Genomic DNA, 17,495 nt, shown 5'->3' with positions numbered 1-17,495 from the left:
GTGGACGGACGCCGCCGGGTCGCGGCGAGCCTCGCCGAAGACGAAGGCGGTTCCCCGGCCCTTGGAGTCGGCTTTCCTGGAGAAGGACTCGAGATGGACGAACTGATAGGCCACGAGCCACTCACGTCACGACGACAATCGCAGCGACCGTCGTCGTCATGGCCCCAGTCGCGACATCGCGGACGAGTATCGACCACGAGAAATCGCCGGCGACCTGGGCGCGCCCGGAGAAGACGCCCGTCGCACTGTCGAAGGATAGACCAGCCGGGAGCGGCATCGACGTCGCGAGCGCGTATTCATATCGTCCGGAGCCGCCCGACACATCCGGAATAAGCAGGACGGACTCGCGAGTGCTCCAATAGACCTTATTGCCGCCGTAAGTGACGACGAGCGGCACGACGGGAGGCGTCGCCGGGGTCTCGTTGGCCGGGACAGCCAGCACGCCCGACGCGGAAGACCGCCAGACGACGTTCGGTTCGCCTGCGAATGCCGCGCTCGACAGCAGCACCGCAACGAGGACGATCGCCGATGCCCGCATCACAAAGCCTCCTCGAATTCGAAATCGATGCCTCGGGTGAAGCTTGCGACGAGTTGCACCCGGTCAAGGAAATCGCGGTCGCTCAGGTGAGAAAACCCGCCATTCAGGTCCGTCTTGTCTTGCGAGAAGCTGGCGTATCTCTCTGGCTTCTCCCAGATGACTCCGTACCAGCTACCCGGAAGACGAATGACCTTGAGTGTCGCTGGAAATGCCGGGCCTTCGCTGGTGACAAGTATCTGACGTTCGTATTCCTGCATTTCGTCCCTCCCACATGATGCGGTGGAAGAATCGTGACTGCCGGCGGAGCCGAGAACAAGCGGTAGTGACCGGCTACCACTAGCTGGCGCTAGTGCCGGCTCTCCGAGGGGAACTTCCGTCGGACCCTTTCCGGGGACTCCCGCGAGGCGCCTGGCAGGGCCTTGTCGCCGTCCTGGAGGACGACGAGACCTGACGTGTCAGGTCATGGTGACGGCGGATGCCCGACGTCACGCCGCTGCGCGGCAATCAGCGCCAGCAGACGCCCGCCATATCGCCCACTCCGCTTCGCTGCGGGCGAGGTCCGCACGCAGCTTCTCTCGCCACGCCACGACGGCGGGCGCTTCGAACGGGATTTCGTCGTCTTCGTCGGGCGGTCGTGAGGCCAGACGGACGACTGTCGCCCCTTCGAAGAGCGAAACGATCTCGCTCAGATCGTCGTCCAGCTCTTCCGGCGGCACTTCCTCGTCAGCGTCTTCGTGTGCCGGGACAGTTGGCCTACATGTGTGAACGATATAGCAGGCGGCTTCCGCCGCCTCGCGTATATCGTCCTCCGTAGCGGCAGCGTCGAGCGCCATCCGGGCGACGCGCAGCGCCTCCGCTGGCTCCGGCCCCCAGTTGCTGTCCCACATTTCCCGCGCTGCCCGCTTCCACGCCTCAATATCGCCTCCGGACTCGCCGAAGGCCTTTGAGGGGTCGTAGCGCTGTACCATGATGAGAGGCTCCGCCCATGGCGTATGCCGCCATTGCGGCAACGTCATCCCCAGAAGCATGTTCGACGGCGGAACCTTCGGCTCAGAGGCCTTTACAGCGCTCTTCTCGTCCTCATCGCTGGACGCGGTGTCCGCCTTCGCAGCAGCGTCGTTCGCCTTGTCCTCGTCGGCCTTCTTGCGCCGCTTCTGGACACGCGCCAGGCGGCCATCGCCGCGACCGACATGCACTCGGACAACCTTCTCGCCCAGCTTTTCAAGCGTTTTCAACCAACCCTTAAAATCTCCCAACGGCTGGCAAATTTTCAGGCGTTGGGTCTCCCGGTACAGCCAGACGAGCTCATCGTCCGACGCCGCGAGCGTATCAGTCGGCTTGCTGCAATACTTGACGATCTCCTCGACCTTCTCGACCTTGCCGTTATCACGCCACTCCGCACCCATGAAGGAATGCGTGTACTGCAGGAACTCCGGCCAGAGCTTGTCGATGTTCCTGGTCGGCCAATAGATCACGTTCGCATGCACGTGATAGAGGATCGTCCCCGGCGCGTACCTGTCCGTCATCTTGCGCTCTGCCGCGGTCCTGCGGGTGAACTCGATGCCCCGGAAGAGCACCTTGATGCCGTATCTCTTCTGAACCTTGTGCGCCCACTTCGAAATCCGCCTGGACAACTCTTGGATTGTCGCCCGGAGATCGCCAACGACAGGGACCGGCTCGGCGCATGTCATGACCGCGTAACGAAAATAACGGGAATTCGGGTGTCCGGAGATGAAGAGTTTCAAGCCGTTCACGATCGGCCTCCGGTCGCGAGCGGCGACGGTCGGCAGGAACCGCACGGCGCGATAGACGCGCTGATGCTCGACCACGCCCGTCACCGCGCCGATGAACGTCACGTCGCCGTCGAGGGTCACGTTGACGCCCGCGCGAGCCAGTGCGTCCGCAATGTGTTCCGTCTGCTGTTCAAGGACCTTCGTCGCTGCCTGGCGCTGCGCCCAGCCCACGGGATCGAGCGCCCAGGCCGTGTTCGCCCGCATAACGTCGTCATGCGTCCGGTGCGACGGGACCCCGGCGGATGCCGTAGAGGTCTCAAGCACGTCTTGCGCAGCGGCCGCGATCCTGCCTACCCCCTGCGGACGATGGGCAGGCGCAAATTGTTGACAACGATTTTGGGTATGATTGGGCGTCGCGTCGGCTGGGATATGTCCCAGCCGGGGGCTCAAATGCCCGTCGAATGGGGCTTTACAAACTCAACGGCGGCGTTCAGCATGTGTGAACAATCTCCAGAAAAAGCCGCCGAGGGTTCCAGCCCAGTGACAGCGGCTTTTTTCATGCTCACCTGACGGCGCAGGGAGGTCAAGCCATCATTGCGTAAGCTCAGGTGGCGTAATCGAAGAAGTTTTCCACGTCCGCCAGCCATCCGTCCAGGAACCGGACTCCGGTACTTGGCCTGCCCCTCAAAAGCAATTCTTCAGGCGTCTCGAAGCCAACGACACCTAAATTGCCCGCAAGGGTTCGAACCGCTTCACAAGTGTTCTTTGCTCGGTGAGCAAAGAAGTGTCTGCATACCTTTGCCTCATCGAATACGGACGCATTCAAGGACAAGGCAAGGACTAGATTCGGAAGGTTCGAGGCCGAATAGTCGATCAACACCTTTTCTGATCTCTTGGGATCGCGGAACGCTACTTCATCCTTCTCGTTGATTGCGATCGGGCTATTTTTGTTCGCGTAGCCGGTGGGATTCAGTGACTTGAATATGAGTGCGGCAGCCTCCTCGGTTGATGCAGGCGTCACGGTTGCTGTTATGCGGACGCCCGCAGCAGTCCGACTGCGAAGCAAAGAACTCTTTGTGTAGCTCCTCAGACCCACGATTATCAGGTTGTCGAGCTCGATTGTTACATAGGCGAGAGCTCTCCTGTTTTCGGATCCGAGGGGCAGGGTTATAGGGGCGGCGACCTCTCTGAGACGCCTTACACGTGAGATTGTTGCGTCCCGCAACTTGCGAAGATCGGTGACGCTTTGCATTCAGATAGCAGCGTCCAGATAGAGAAAACGCACTGCTTTCGCTCTGCCTACGTTTGTCCCTTTTGTTGAGTCGATAAACTCAATGAGCGAAGGATGGCTTTCTGGATCTCTCAGACCATCGATCAGGATTCCCAAATCGATACCACCGGCCTGTAGATTTGCAGCAGCCTCCGGAGCAGCATCTGCCGCCTGCTGCTTCAGGCCCAGATCGAATTGTCGATCAATCGATATCAGCGCGAGGCTCTGGAACATGTATCCTCGCAACAGTTCCCGCTCGCCGCCGGCTGCTTCCGGAATCGCCCTCTCCAACCCAGCTTCGATGTAGGAAAAGATCTCGTCTTCCTGCTCAAACGTTGTGTTGAAGCGCTTGTAGAGCGCGTCGATCTGCGGGCCTTTTGTGGTAACAAAACCGTGGAGTATCGTGTGAATGATTTCTGCGTAAAACCGGGTGTCGCTCATTCGGATAATATCTCGCCGATTGAACACTCCCAAAGCTTGAAGCCGCTCCGAGAACCGTTGCGCCAGGCGCTGTATGAACCACTTGAATGGCCCCTGGAATTTTGCATTCCGCTGCTCCTCGTCATTTAGCGGAACATTGCTCGCGTTCATCCTTCTAAAGGATTCCTGGATCTGCGAAGGCTGCACACCTCTAAACTCGTCAATAGGCAAGCTGTAAGAAAGGAACTTGGACTGATACTCTTCCGACAGTTGATTGTAATTCTTTCCTCTCAGCTCCTCTGTCTCGATGTTGACCGAAAGTTTGAATTTTTTGTTGTAAAATTGTTGCAGAGTATGACTTCTCTGCTGGCCATCGACGATCTCTTTAACCGTTGTCCGAGTGCGGAGATCGACCTTCGAGTACAGGAAAATCTTTGGTATCGGATACTCCAGCAGGATCGACTCGATGAAGAACGACCGCGCATAGGACGCCCATATCCCTGCGTTGCGCTGATACTCGTCGTTCACCGTGATTAAGTCATCATTGAGCGCCTTGCAGTAGTCGCCCACTGACATTGGAGAATAAACAGCCAGCATGTTATGCCTTCCTAAATAATACTGCACACTCGCTCTTCGGCTGACGTGCATCTTGATGGGCGCGGGTGTTAACGAGTGAGATTGAGCGGCGTGATTCGAATTCGACAGTATCTCTATGCTGCAATCCGAATTCTTCGCCAAGGGCGACTATCACAGCGGCAAGATCTATTTTGATCTCTTTGTAGTTACTCGATTGCACGACGATGCATCCCGAAGCTCCCCCCTTCAACACTTTTGCAATGTTTCGCATCGAAGCTTGCAGGTCAACAAAGTAGGTTGAAAAGAAGCGATAGTAGTACGATGCGGAGGCCTTCGACGAATGGCTTTCAATTCGGTTCAGAAGCTCTCTGATGGGCTGGGGAAGACGCTCGACATTCCATTCAGGCCGTTCGCTTGTCAGGGGGGAGCCGAGCATGGAACGCCGGAGACGCTGCATGTCCGGAACTACATCCAGTTCTTTCAGAAGTAGAAACTCTGGAAGCGTCGCTTGTACGTAGTCGAGCCGCGTCAGGTATGGTGGTGATGTAAGAATGCCGTCGAACGCGTCCTTACGTCCAAGAGACTTGCGTGAGTCGCCTCGCTCGATCGAGATAGCGACGCCGTGAGGGTCTTCCTGCGTGCTGCGCCACCTGGAGATCTCCTCAAGAAGCGCCAGCCAGGATGTAAAGAACTCGGATCGGTTGATCGAAATTCCGTCGAGCGTCGCACCCTTTTTGAACCAAGACGGGTTCTTCGTCCTACTTACGTTGAGCAACGCTCTCGCATAGGGAAACAATGCAGCGATTGCTATGCTATGCGCATACTCGTTTCCAACCGGCAGCTCCTTGAAGGCCGAGCCCACTGTCTTGAGATCGGTGACCTCTCCGTTGTCCACGATCTGGTTCACGCTGCCAATCAGCTCTAGCGCCTCTTCAAAATCCACTTTCGAGGCCACTCGTGCGCGACCGAGGTGAACCATAACGGGGTTGATATCATAACCTTGGCAGGAGAAACCTATCCGCGCGCAAGCTGCCGCAGTCGTGCCTGATCCATTCCATGGATCGATGACCAACGCACCTGATGGAAGCTCAAGCTTTCCCAGCGCCCATTCAGCGAATTCCAAAGGATACCCAGCATAGTAGCGATAGAACTCATTTTTTGAGCGGCGGGAAGGAAGCTTCGAGGAGACCGGAATGTCGGCGATGCTGGCTACTCCTCGGACATCTTGTAGATATTGAATACTCCGGCAAGACGTCGCGCGCATACCTTCCGTCGGCACGTCGCGAACCCGCCGTCCTTCTCATGAGAAAGCGCATCCACTCGCAGTGCGCAAGACTTCGCAGAAAATTCTAGTGGATTATCCAGAGCTATGGCTCCGGCAATTCAGATCTAATTGTTGACACCCCCACAAGCTACCCCCACATTGTTGACGCGACATCAAGCAATCCTTTGAAAGTAAACAGAAATCCAAGACGCCAGTCCGGCTCCAGGTTCCCCAGCCAATCTCCTCATCAGTCCTTAGGTAATACCGGAAACCGCGTACCCGGTATGCGATCCGCGCCTGCTGCCGTTTCAGACCCTGAAGCGTGTCGACGCACTTACGCCTATCAGCCCTTCAGCGCATCCCAGATGAGTTTGAGGGAGATGATGAGCAGCGCGATCTCGACGCAGCGGAAGAAGATATCGTCCCGGATCATTCTCAAGAGCCGCGCGCCGATGAAGGTGCCGATGATCGCCACCGGAACGAGCGCCAGCGCCGCGGAAAGATTGTTGCGGTCGAACTGGCCCAGCGCCCAATAGGGCAGCACTTTCACCGCATTCACGATCGCGAACAGGATCGCGGTCGTGCCGGCAAAAACGAGCTTGTCCAGCCGCTGGGGCAGGACATAGATCTGATAAGGCGGACCGCCGGAATGCGACACGAAACTGGTGAAGCCGGAGATCATGCCCCAGAAGACGCCGCGGGGCACATCCGCCGGGCGGGGAGGCACGAATTTGCCGAGCTTGCGCCAGGTGTTGAAACAGTAGAGCAGGCCCAGCAGCCCGACAATGAGGGTGATCACCCATTCCTGGATGAACGACGCGGTTGCCCAGCCGACGCCGACCCCGGCGATCGCCGAGGGCGTGAGGATCGCCAGGTTGCGACCGCTAAATATGCCGCGATAGATCCAAAGCCCGACGATATCGGTGGCGATATAGATCGGCAGCAGCAGGGCCGCCGCCGTCACCGGCGAGATGAAGAGGGAGAACAGCGGAACGGAAAGGATCGCGATCAGCGGCAACCCGCCCTTCGAAAGGCCGACGAAGAAGGCGGAGAGCAGAGCCACGGCGCTGAAGGCCGGGTTGGCGAGCATCACATCAAGCATGGCATGCCCTTGGCGCGACCGGCATTGCGAGCGGACGCCATCCGAAACTTTCCTGCCCTCTCACCAATACACTCCCCGCCGATACTTCGGACGCCGAGATAGGCACCAATTGCCCCGCACATCAAGCGCAACGATGCCGGAAGCTGTTGATACCGAGCGTGGCTGCGCCAAGCCGACCCGGCGGAAGTGAGGTCCGCTCTAGCGCCGGGTGCCCAGCTTGCGAAGGGGCGCGGTCCAGCGCCAGGATCTACTCTTCTCCACGAGAAGAAGCCTATCCTTCAATGCGGCGCCCTCGGCACGCGCGCGCTCAAGCTCTGCCCGCACCTGTTCGAGTTCCGTATGCGTCTTTTCAAGCTCCGCATGCGTCTGTTCGAGCTCCGCATGAGCCTGTTCGAGCTCCGTGCGAACTTGACCGAGTTCCGCTTGCGTCTGTTCGCGTTCGAGATGGTTCTTGTCTATCGTTTCCTGCAAAGCGCGTTCGCGCTCTCCCGCTTGGGCCTCCCGCTCGCGTGCCGTCTCCCTCTCCTTCTCCAGTGAATGGAGAAGCCCCTCCCAGGTGCCGGCGATATCGATGGGGAAGGTATCCCTGCCTGCATTGCGATCGAGGATGCGCGCGGCGACATCGCGCTTGCGTTCGATGAAACCGTTCTTCGCCTCCCCACGGAATGAAGGCTCGTCCTGCTGCCAGAGGCTTTCCACCACGGCGGGCAAACCGGAAACCTCCTCCTCTCCGCCCAGCACCGGCCAGTTGCTTCCCATCTCGCGCACGGCCTTGTGCTTGGTGTCGTAGTAGGGGATGGAGGTGAGAGCGACGCCCTTGATACCGGATAGCGCACAGAAGAAATGCGGGTGATAGCGCGACGTGATCACCAGGCCCTCCGGGCTGGCGGGGAAGCCTTTCTCCAGCAGGGAAAAGGGAGGGATCGTCTCGATTGCAAAGCCGGACGCATCGAGGCTTTCAACCAGGCCGGCGGGCGGCCCTTCCACATCGCCCTGCATGGCGATCGCAAAGACGATTTTCCTTATTCCCCGCTCCTCCAAGATCCTCAGGAGGTCATCGCTGAAAATGCCGGAAGCAGCTGTATCGCCGGGAAACAGGTCGTTCTGGATACAGATGGTGAGGGTCGGCTCGTCCAGCAGCCGCAGCGGATAGGAAATCACGCCATTCGCCAGATGAAGAAGAGCATCGTCTCCCGAACAGGAGAAGCGGCCTTCATCCAGACCGGCGAAAAGTTCATAAGATTCCGGGTCCCGCACGTCCACATGATCGAATGTCGACAGCAGCCCGCGTAATCCCCCGAGGTTTTTGGGGTTGACCGGCGTCAGACCGAGCCCGGATGCAAAAAGGCCGGCGCCCGTCTTCCAGGCAAGCATCCTCGCGAAGAAGAGTATCGCGTAATTGGCGGGCCAGAGCTCGTTGAAATACCCTCCCCCGATGATGTGGATGGCATCCGGCCTGAGGCCCTCCAGAGCCTTCAACCTGACGGCCAGATCCTTGGCGACGTCTTCCCGCTTCAGCTCGCTCTCGATATGCGCCCAGATCGACGTTTTCTCGTCACCCGCCCCCATGGATGCGGAAAGCATCCACAGGCTCTCCTCATGGCGGAGCACCGTGGCCACGCCTTTGGCGTATTGGGTGAGGTTTTGAAGCCCGTAGCCGTCGCAGAAGATTTCAGCCGCGGGATCTTTCTCCCGGATCGTTCGCACCCATGCGGAGAAGATGGCTTCGTCACCGAAGTTGGGACCACCCAATGCGCCGATCAGTAAATGGCGAGTCATGAATAAGGCCTCCTGACCGGTTGCAGGAAATCAGCTCGGGAAGGAGCCTGCCTATTGAGGTTCCAATCCTTGGCCCAATTGGGGCATTCGAGACGATTTTGAAGGCCGGACGCAATTAAGTGCGGCGAGGCGGGCGCATGGCGTCAGACGCGCCGAACGCCACCGACATCTGAAAAGTGCTTTGAAAAGATGGGGATGGTACGGTTGGGGGGTCTCGAACCTCCGACCTCAGGTGCCACAAACCTGCGCTCTAACCAACTGAGCTACAACCGCACAAAGAATACGCCGAAGCGGCGTTGCGGGTCACATACGGCGATCGAATGTGTTTTGCAAGTCCTTCCTCGCAAAAGAAAGAGGCCGGAGCATGACCGGCCTTCCTCAGAGCAGAAATTTCGGCGTTTCAGGCGGCCTTGAAGGTCGCCATGACCTTTTCGGCCGCTTCCTTGCCGGGCTTCGTCACTTCCTCGGCGAGCTTGCGGGTAGCTTCCTGCATGGCCTTGGCCTGCTCGACGGTCATTTCCGCCTGCCTGCGCAGGAAACCAGTCTGAAGCTCGACCAATTCGGCAACGGATTTCACGCCGAGAAGCGCTTCCATATGCGACAGCGAGAGATCGGCATTGGAGCGAAACGCGTCGATCGCCTTCAGGCCGATCTCGACCGTGCCAGCCTGCGCCGACTGCATGGTGGTCTCCACGGTCTTCGTCGTTTCGTCAGCGGCGGCCTTCATCCTGGAATAGGCTTCGCGCGACTGGGTCGCACCTTTTTCGGCAAATTCGCGGAAGCTCTCGGTCAGCTTGGACGGGTCGAAAGCGGAGAAGGAAAAGATATCATCAGTTCTGTAGGCCATGAGTCGAACATTTTCCCTGTTGACGCATTTCTTCGGCTGTATCCGAAGAGCTCATGAACCTTATATAATAAATCGCCTTGTGCATTGCAATATTATTGTGCAGCGCACAATGAAGCGAAGCCTCGTTAACCCTATAACAGGATTGACCGGCCTACGAGTGGACCCACATGCAGGGGAGGGTTATTTAACAATCTGTTAATTTGCCCTCAAAATCACCGGTCAGGAAATCACCAGGTTCGCCTATGTCCGCAGTCCAATACCCGTTCATCGACATCGCCGTGCACGAGCGCGTCCGTGACCGTTTTGCGGCAGGCGAAGCGATAGCTCTTTTCTCGCCGGACATGCGCAACGCGCTCTGGGCGAACGGCCGGGGCGCCGATCTTTTCGGCTTCTCATCCGTCTACGATTTTCTGGACCAGGGGCCGAACCGGACCGATGTCGCCTTCCGGCAGATGGAAGCGGCGGCACGCCAACTTTCCGCCGTGGGTGAGAGCCGCAGCTTCGTGATGCGCGTCACCTCCGGTTTCCAGCGCATCGCGGTCCAGGCGACTTGCGAGCTCATCCGGATCGGAGGAGGAACCGCCGTGCTCTTCGCCGCGCCGGCGGAGAAGGAAAAGCTCTCCCGTGAAGCGCTTTCGGCGCGGATGCTCGAAGGTCTCGACGATCCGGACACGCATATGGCGGTGCTGGATGGAGACGGCGCCGTCATTGCCGCCTCGCCGGATTTCGACGGTCTCGGCGTTACCGAGAAGACGGCAAAAATGCTGGTGACCATAACCGGCAACGATCCGAGCCGTCTCACCAAGCGACCTATACCTACCTCGAAGGGCTATCTTCCAGCGGCGATCGGCAAGCTTTCCGACGAACCCGCCCTCCACCTGCTTTTCACGGTGGAGGCGCTTCCGGGACGCACCGACCAGAGCATCGGATTCGAGCCCGAGGCGGAGGGCGCAACCGCTCCCTCACCCGCGGAAACGGCGGATACGCACGGCTACGATGCGGTGATCGACGCGGTTGCCGGCATCGAGGAAACGGAAGAGCCCGAGGAGGAAATCTCCCTCGATACCGAAGAGGCGGTCGAAGCACCTTCCGCAAAGCGGCAGCCGGATACAGCCACCGAGTGGCTCGCACCGACAGCGGAGGCGCCGAGCGCCACAGGCTCTAGCCAGGAGCCGGAACGCGAGATGGCCGCGGAGGAAACGAGCCCGGAGAGCGTGCCTACCTCCCCTGCCGAGCCGGAGGAAACGGGTTTCGTCTTCAGGCGCGATGCCCGCGCGACCCGCTTCGTCTGGAAGATCGATGCCGAAGGCCGGTTCAGGGAAATCTCCGGTGAATTCGCCGAGACGGTCGGGCCGCATGCCGCCGACATCAAAGGCATGGCCTTCAGCCGTATCGCCGCACTCTTCCGGATCGATCCGGAAGGCAAGGTCACCGAACTGCTCGGCAAGCGCGATACATGGTCCGGAAAAACCATCTGGTGGCCTGTCGAAGGTACCGATCTGGTGGTTCCGGTCGATCTCGCCGCCCTGCCGACCTATACCCGTGCGCGCGAGTTCGACGGCTTCCGGGGATTCGGCATCGTGCGTGTGGGCGATGCCAGGAAAGACCCCGAGGCGCTCGGCCTGACGCTTGGCAGCAGCCCGGCCAGGGGGCCGGAAGATGACGAGGAGGAAGACGCGGCAGCGGAGGCTGCATTCCCGCCAGAGGCACAGGTTTCCGAACCCGAGGCAAGCGAGGAGCCTCCCGAAACGGTCTCGATCGCAGAGATCGGCGACGAAGTCCTTTCCGGTGACGAAAGGGATCAGATCGAAGAAACCGGAAAGGCGGACGATGCGCCTCTTCCTTCCTTGCTGGACTGGCCCGACGGCGAGCCCCCTGCCATCAAGATCGCCGAGAGCCGCAGCAGGCAACACACCGACAAAGTGATCCAGTTCGAGGAGCGACGTTCGCGAAAGGAGGGGCTGACCCCTGGCGAACAGGCCGCGTTCCAGGAGATCGCGCGACAGCTGGACGGCTTCATCGGGCAGGCCAAAGAAGAGCCTGATGATGAGGGCTCTCCACAAGTGGAAAACGAAGGCGTGTCGCCGGAAGAAGTTCGGGCGGACGTAACGGACGAAACTCCGAGCGCGGAACCGAGCCATGAAGCCCCGGAAAGCGCAGCGCTTCCCGAGGAATTTGGCCACGAGGATGCCGCAGGCGCTATCGAAGCGGAGGAGGCTCCCGGCGAAACGGAGCCCGCCGCGGACGTTCCGCAGGAAGAAGCGGTCGAGGACGAGTTCACGACGGAAGAAGCGGCGACCCTGACCGATGAAGATGCCGACTTGTCGGAACGGGAACTGCTCGGCAGGATAATTCCGATCCGCGAGAGAATCGGGCTTTCACCGGAAATCGTCGATCAGATGCCGATAGCTCTCCTTGTGCATAGCGGCGACAGGCTGATCCACGGCAATCCGGAATTCCTGCGGCTCACCGGCTATCCCTCGATCGAAGCGCTGGCGGAAGTCGGCGGTCTCGATGCCCTGCTGCAGCGGCAGGAGCTTGAGGACAAGACGGCGGAAGCCGGCGGCATGGTGGTGGTGCGCGCCGACGACGTGGTCGTTCCGGTGACAGCCCGGCTGCAATCGGTTCGCTGGGAGGATTCCACCGAGCTGATGCTCGCCTTGATGCCGGTCACGGCGGAAGGCGAGGCCGTGGAGGACGGAGCCGAGGCCGTTCAGGCGCGGCCCATGCGCCCTGCCGATCAACTCGCCCGCCTGCAGGTCGAGGTCGAGGAGTTGCGCGCGATCCTGGAGACGGCGACCGACGGCGTCGTCATCATCGATGCGAACGGCGATATCCGCTCCATGAACCGTGCGGCGAGCGGCCTCTTCAATTACGACAACGAGGAAACCTCCGGCAAACCCTTCGTCATGCTGTTTGCCCATGAGAGCCAGCGGGCGATCATGGATTATCTCGGCGGCCTTTCCGGCCACGGCGTCGCAAGCGTGCTGAACGACGGCCGTGAAGTGATCGGCCGCGAGGCTTCCGGCGGTTTCCTGCCGCTGTTCATGACCATCGGCCGCCTCACCTCCTCCAATGGTTTTTGCGCGGTGATCCGCGACATCACCCAGTGGAAGCGCACCGAAGAAGAATTGCGCACCGCCAAGCGTGCCGCCGAGACCGCCAACGCCCACAAGAGCGAGTTCCTCGCCCATGTGAGCCACGAGATCAGGACGCCGCTCAACGCCATCATCGGCTTTGCCGACATGATGGCCGGCGAACGCTTCGGCCCGATTGGCCATCCGCGCTATGTCGAATATGCGAACGATATCGGCCGCTCGGGCCGCCATGTGCTGGACATCGTCAACGACCTGCTCGACATCTCGAAGATCGAGGCGGGCGAGATGGACCTCGATTTCGTGGCCGTCGGCCTGAACGAGACGGTTTCGGAAGCCGTTTCGCTGGTGCAGCCGCAGGCCAACAGCCAGCGCGTCATCATCCGCACGGCGCTTTCCCATTCGGTGCCGCCGGTGGTGGCCGACCTGCGCTCGGTCAAGCAGATCGCCCTCAACATCCTTTCGAACGCGATCCGCTTCACGCCTTCCGGCGGGCAGATCGTGGTCTCCACCGCCTATGAACCCAATGGCAGCGTGATGCTTCGCATCCGCGACACGGGGATAGGCATGACGCGCTCGGAACTGGAGCTCGCCATGAAGCCCTTCCGCCAGGTCGCGGGCGGCGCGCGCAAGCGCGGGGACGGTACCGGGCTCGGCCTGCCGCTGACGAAAGCCATGGTGGACGCCAACCGCGCCTCCTTCGCCATCAGCTCCTCACCCAACGAGGGCACGCTGGTCGAAATCACCTTTCCGCCGCAGCGGGTGCTTGCGAACTGAGCCCTGCAGGGTTAGCAGTCCTTTGAAAAGAGGACTTGGACTTGCAAGTTTCGACGAGCACTGAAGCGGCGAAGATGAAGGTCCGGCGGCCGGCACGATCATTATCCTGGGTGGCTGCGGGCATTGCCGCGATCGTCGCCCTGCCTGTGATCGCCATCTTCTGGATCGCCTTTGCGAGCGGCGACGAGACCTGGCGGCATGTGATGGTCAACGTCGTGCCGCGCGCCACCGGCCGTACGGTGAGACTGCTCCTGTTCACGGGCCTGGTGACCTGCTTCTTCGGAATTCTGACCGCTTGGCTGGTGGCAAGCTTCGAATTTCCTTTCCGGCGTCTGTTTTCGGCCATCCTGGTGTTGCCGCTTGCCATACCCTCCTATCTTGCTGCCTATGCCTTCGGCGAATTCCTCGATTTCACCGGTCCGGTACAGACCGGCTACCGGGCCCTTTTCGGCTTCCAGACCTCGCGGGAATACTGGTTTCCCGATATTCGCTCGCTGGGCGGCGCGGTGCTGGTTCTGAGCTCGGTGCTCTACCCTTATGTCTATCTCGCCTGCCGCTCCATGTTTCTGATGCAGGGACGCGCCGCGGCCGATGTCGCCCGCACGCTGGGCGCCGGGCCGCTCAAGGTGTTTCTGCGGGTGCAGATCCCCATGGCGCGCCCGGCGATCATGATCGGCCTGACGCTGGTGATGATGGAGACGCTGAACGATATCGGCGCCGTGGAATTCCTGGGGGTCAACACCCTCACCTTCTCGATCTACGATACCTGGCTCAACCGCGGCAGCCTGATCGGCGCGGCGCAGATCGCGAGCGTCATGCTCTGCGTCGTCGCGGTCCTCATCTTCGTGGAGCGCGCCGCCCGCCGCAGCCAGCGCTTCACCAGCAACAAGACGACGGCCCTCGTCAACGATGGAGCAAGGCCGCGCCTGCCCGCGGTGCGGGCCTGGTGCGCGACACTGTTCTGCGCGCTGCCGATCGCCATCGGTTTCGCCATTCCCGTCTCGGTGCTCGGCGGCTTCGCGCTGAGCCGGCTCGAAAACTTCGCCGACAGCAGGCTTTTGAACGCGCTGTGGCACAGCATCGTCGTCTCTTCCGCAGCGGCGCTCGCAGCCGTCGCCCTCGGCTTCCTTCTCGCCTATGCGGCGCGCGCCGAGCGCTCGACGCCGACGACGGTTGCCGGGCGCATCGCCTCTCTCGGCTACGGCGTGCCGGGCACGGTGCTGGCGATCGGCGTGCTCATACCGCTTGCAAGCTTCGACAATGCGATCGACGGTTTCCTGCGGGCGCAGTTCGGCATATCCACCGGTCTTCTGCTTTCCGGCACCGGCTTTGCGATCGTCTATGCCTGCACGGTGCGGTTCATGACCATGGCGGAAGGCACGCTCGATGCCGGCTTCCATAAGCTTTCGCCGCATCTCGACATGGCCGCGCGGACACTCGGAAGGAGCAGGAACCAGACGTTGCGTTCGGTGCTTCTGCCCAATATGCGCCCGGCGATCATGACGGCCGCTCTCTTCGTCTTCATCGAGACGATGAAGGAACTCTCGGCGACGATCCTGCTCAGGCCCTTCAACTTCAATACGCTCGCGACTCTCGTCTACGAGGATGCCTCCCGCGCCAGGATTGAGGATTCCTCCGTGGCGGCCATGATCATCATCGCGGCCGGTCTAATCCCGGTCCTGTTCGTCTCGCGATCGCTCGACCGCGACGGCGAGCTTCATCTGCGGGAAGATTAATCTTTCGGCAATCTATGAGGGTAGACAAGACCAAAAGAAAGGCAGCGAAAGCTGCCTTTAAAGTTCAATGCTGTCCAACGTGAAGTCGGGAGGAGACATCATGTCCGTGGGAAGCATAAGGCTTCGCCATCTCCATACGGAAAATGTCTTCCGATTGCTTCATTCTCGATCAATGTGCCTTAACAGGACGTTAAATGCGTGCCGTTTCCGGAAGGACACCCGACAAAACGACCATTCCGACACATTCTAACGCGCGTCGCGATCTTTCAGATTCGCTTCCTGCGCTTTGATGCATGTCGTTATCGCAAAACCGCTTCACACTTTTGCGCGACATGCATTAGTTCTTCAGCTCCTCCAGTCCCGCGAAGAGCTCCAGCGCCTCGGGATTGGCGAGCGCCTCCTTGTTCTTGACCGGCCGGCCATGCACGACATCGCGCACCGCCAGTTCGACGATCTTGCCGGACTTCGTGCGCGGGATATCCGCAACCGCAATCACCTTTGCCGGCACGTGACGCGGCGAGGCGCCCGCGCGGATACGGCTCTTGATCGCCTTGACCAGGTCGTCGGTCAACGTCACGCCGTTTGCGAGCCGCACGAAGAGCACGACGCGGACGTCCTCCTCCCAATCCTGGCCGATGCAGATGGCTTCCGCCACCTCCTCCATCTGCTCCACCTGATTGTAGATCTCCGCCGTGCCGATGCGCACGCCCCCCGGATTGAGGGTCGCATCCGACCGGCCATGAATGACGATTCCGCCATGCTCCGTCCATTCGGCGAAATCGCCGTGGCACCAGACATTGTCGAAGCGCTCGAAATAGGCGGCGCGATACTTCTTCCCGTCCGGGTCGTTCCAGAAACCGACGGGCATGCAGGGGAAAGCTTTGGCGCAGACCAACTCCCCCTTCTCGCCACGCACCGGCTTGCCGTCGTCGTTCCAGACATCCACCGCGAGCCCGAGCCCCGGCCCCTGGATTTCGCCGCGCCAAACGGGCTTCAGCGGATTGCCGAGCACGAAGCAGGAGACGATATCCGTGCCGCCGGAAATGGAGGCGAGATGCACGTCGCTCTTGATGTCTTCATAAACGAATGAAAACCCCTCCGGCGAAAGCGGCGAGCCGGTGGAGGCGATGAGCCGAAGGGCCGGCAGGTCATGCGAATTCTTCGGGACGATGCCGCCCTTGCGCACCGCATCGATATATTTGGCCGAGGTGCCGAAGACCGCGAACCTTTCCTGTTCCGCATAGTCGAACAGCACATTGCCATCGGGGGCGAAGGGTGAGCCGTCGAAGAGGCAGAGGGTGGCGCCCACTGCAAGCCCCGAGACCAGCCAGTTCCACATCATCCAGCCGCAAGTGGTGAAATAGAAGAGCCTTTCGCCGGGGACGAGGCTGCAATGCAGCCGGTGTTCCTTCAGATGCTGCAGAAGCGTGCCGCCCGCCGAATGGACGATACATTTCGGCACGCCTGTCGTGCCGGAAGAGAAGAGGATGTAGAGTGGATGCGAGAAAGGAAGCTGCGCGAACTCCAGTTCCTTCGGCTCATAGGGAGCGGTGAAATCCTGAAGCGTGCGGCCATCGGAAAGCGAAGCGGCGAGCGCCGGCGCATCCCCGGCATAGGGTACGACCAGGACCGGCGCATGGAGGACTTTCGAAACCGCTCTTACCTTTTCCGCCACGTCCTGAAGCTTGCCGTTATACCAATAGCCGTCGCAGACGATGAAAAGCTTCGGCTCGATCTGGCCGAAGCGGTCGAGCACGCCCTGTTCGCCGAAATCCGGAGAACAGGAGGACCAGATCGCGCCTATGGAGGCGGCGGCCAGCATGCAGGCCACCGTCTCCGGCATGTTCGGCATCATGGCTGCAATGCGGTCGCCCTGCCCGATGCCGAGCGCGCGGAAAGCCTGCTGCAGGCGGGAGACCTCGGCGCGCAGCCGGTCCCAGGACCAGCGGTAGCTTACCTTGTCCTCGCCGCGGAAGATGATGGCATCCTCGTCTCCGCTGCGGGAGAGTAGGTTTTCGGCAAAATTCAGCGTCGCATCGGGAAAGAAGCGGGCGGCGAGCATGTCGTCGCCATCGATGAGCGCGCGCGTCCCCTGTGCGCCCTTGACCCCGCAGAAATCCCAAACGGCCGTCCAGAAATCCTCTCGCTCCTTGATCGACCAGGCGTAGAAGGCATCGTAGTCCGGAAAACTCCTGCCATGGCGTTCGCCGCACCAGCCCATGAAGCGGCTGAGCGGCGCATTTTCCAAAACCTCCTTGGATGGCGTCCAGAGCGGTTGCTGCACTCCCATGTATCTCCTCCTCTTTTTGAGGCTGTATAACATGCTGCACCGCAAGAGAAAAAGCGCCTTTCGACGGT

The 17,495-nt window shown here is 60.4% G+C and carries 12 protein-coding genes and 1 tRNA gene; 2 read left to right on the top strand and 11 right to left on the bottom strand.

Going from position 1 to position 17,495, the window contains the following annotated elements; translation table 11 throughout:
* Positions 1-121: 121 nt before the first annotated feature.
* The 10 genes from ACE04I_RS11655 to ACE04I_RS11610 form a co-directional block, all read right to left on the bottom strand.
* Positions 122-538 carry a putative Ig domain-containing protein gene (locus ACE04I_RS11655; RefSeq protein WP_487207058.1) on the bottom strand — a complete coding sequence of 139 codons (417 nt, stop codon included), beginning with the start codon at positions 536-538 and terminating at the stop codon, positions 122-124.
* Entirely contained in the window at positions 538-795 is a 258-nt protein-coding gene (locus ACE04I_RS11650; RefSeq protein ID WP_487207057.1) for a hypothetical protein, read from the bottom strand. Before ACE04I_RS11650 ends, ACE04I_RS11655 begins: the two co-directional genes overlap by 1 nt.
* Positions 796-1,023: 228 nt before the next feature.
* Positions 1,024-2,502, bottom strand: a complete 1,479-nt coding sequence (locus ACE04I_RS11645; protein WP_487207056.1) for a hypothetical protein — start codon at positions 2,500-2,502, stop codon at positions 1,024-1,026.
* 373 nt (positions 2,503-2,875) lie between these two features.
* Positions 2,876-3,523 carry a hypothetical protein gene (locus ACE04I_RS11640; protein WP_487207055.1) on the bottom strand — a complete coding sequence of 216 codons (648 nt, stop codon included), beginning with the start codon at positions 3,521-3,523 and terminating at the stop codon, positions 2,876-2,878.
* Entirely contained in the window at positions 3,524-4,558 is a 1,035-nt protein-coding gene (locus ACE04I_RS11635) for a DUF262 domain-containing protein (RefSeq protein WP_487207054.1), read from the bottom strand. It lies immediately after the preceding gene.
* A gap of 1 nt (position 4,559) precedes the next feature.
* A complete protein-coding gene (locus ACE04I_RS11630; protein WP_487207053.1) occupies positions 4,560-5,816 on the bottom strand; it encodes a TRM11 family methyltransferase in 1,257 nt (418 codons plus the stop codon).
* Positions 5,817-6,144: 328 nt separating this feature from the next.
* Positions 6,145-6,894 carry a sulfite exporter TauE/SafE family protein gene (locus tag ACE04I_RS11625; RefSeq protein WP_046797448.1) on the bottom strand — a complete coding sequence of 250 codons (750 nt, stop codon included), beginning with the start codon at positions 6,892-6,894 and terminating at the stop codon, positions 6,145-6,147.
* A 207-nt stretch (positions 6,895-7,101) separates the two neighbouring features.
* The gene (locus ACE04I_RS11620) at positions 7,102-8,682 is read right to left on the bottom strand and encodes a polysaccharide pyruvyl transferase family protein (protein ID WP_487207052.1); all 1,581 of its coding nucleotides are present in this window, start codon (positions 8,680-8,682) and stop codon (positions 7,102-7,104) included.
* A gap of 196 nt (positions 8,683-8,878) precedes the next feature.
* Positions 8,879-8,955, bottom strand: a tRNA-His gene (locus ACE04I_RS11615).
* Between the two features lie 127 nt (positions 8,956-9,082).
* A complete protein-coding gene (locus ACE04I_RS11610) occupies positions 9,083-9,529 on the bottom strand; it encodes a phasin (RefSeq protein WP_046794283.1) in 447 nt (148 codons plus the stop codon).
* 242 nt (positions 9,530-9,771) lie between these two features.
* Between ACE04I_RS11610 and ACE04I_RS11605 the strand changes: the two genes are divergently transcribed.
* Both ACE04I_RS11605 and ACE04I_RS11600 read left to right on the top strand, forming a co-directional pair.
* A complete protein-coding gene (locus ACE04I_RS11605) occupies positions 9,772-13,401 on the top strand; it encodes an ATP-binding protein (RefSeq protein ID WP_046794282.1) in 3,630 nt (1,209 codons plus the stop codon).
* A 74-nt stretch (positions 13,402-13,475) separates the two neighbouring features.
* A complete protein-coding gene (locus ACE04I_RS11600) occupies positions 13,476-15,137 on the top strand; it encodes an ABC transporter permease (RefSeq protein WP_082118327.1) in 1,662 nt (553 codons plus the stop codon).
* A gap of 337 nt (positions 15,138-15,474) precedes the next feature.
* Here the strand turns inward: ACE04I_RS11600 and ACE04I_RS11595 are convergent, their stop codons facing one another.
* Positions 15,475-17,427: an acetoacetate--CoA ligase gene (locus tag ACE04I_RS11595; RefSeq protein WP_046794281.1), complete on the bottom strand. Its 1,953-nt coding sequence runs from the start codon at positions 17,425-17,427 to the stop codon at positions 15,475-15,477.
* Positions 17,428-17,495 lie beyond the last annotated feature (68 nt).

Source organism: Rhizobium moroccans, from assembly GCF_057559155.1.
This window is presented reverse-complemented; position numbering and strand designations above follow the sequence as displayed.

Coding starts and splice junctions, on each gene's coding strand:
- ACE04I_RS11620 (WP_487207052.1), bottom strand. CDS start 8,682: ATGACTCGCCATTTACTGATCGGCGCATTGGGTGGTCCCAACTTCGGT.
- ACE04I_RS11655 (WP_487207058.1), bottom strand. CDS start 538: ATGCGGGCATCGGCGATCGTCCTCGTTGCGGTGCTGCTGTCGAGCGCG.
- ACE04I_RS11595 (WP_046794281.1), bottom strand. CDS start 17,427: ATGGGAGTGCAGCAACCGCTCTGGACGCCATCCAAGGAGGTTTTGGAA.
- ACE04I_RS11635 (WP_487207054.1), bottom strand. CDS start 4,558: ATGCTGGCTGTTTATTCTCCAATGTCAGTGGGCGACTACTGCAAGGCG.
- ACE04I_RS11605 (WP_046794282.1), top strand. CDS start 9,772: ATGTCCGCAGTCCAATACCCGTTCATCGACATCGCCGTGCACGAGCGC.
- ACE04I_RS11650 (WP_487207057.1), bottom strand. CDS start 795: ATGCAGGAATACGAACGTCAGATACTTGTCACCAGCGAAGGCCCGGCA.
- ACE04I_RS11600 (WP_082118327.1), top strand. CDS start 13,476: ATGAAGGTCCGGCGGCCGGCACGATCATTATCCTGGGTGGCTGCGGGC.
- ACE04I_RS11640 (WP_487207055.1), bottom strand. CDS start 3,523: ATGCAAAGCGTCACCGATCTTCGCAAGTTGCGGGACGCAACAATCTCA.
- ACE04I_RS11610 (WP_046794283.1), bottom strand. CDS start 9,529: ATGGCCTACAGAACTGATGATATCTTTTCCTTCTCCGCTTTCGACCCG.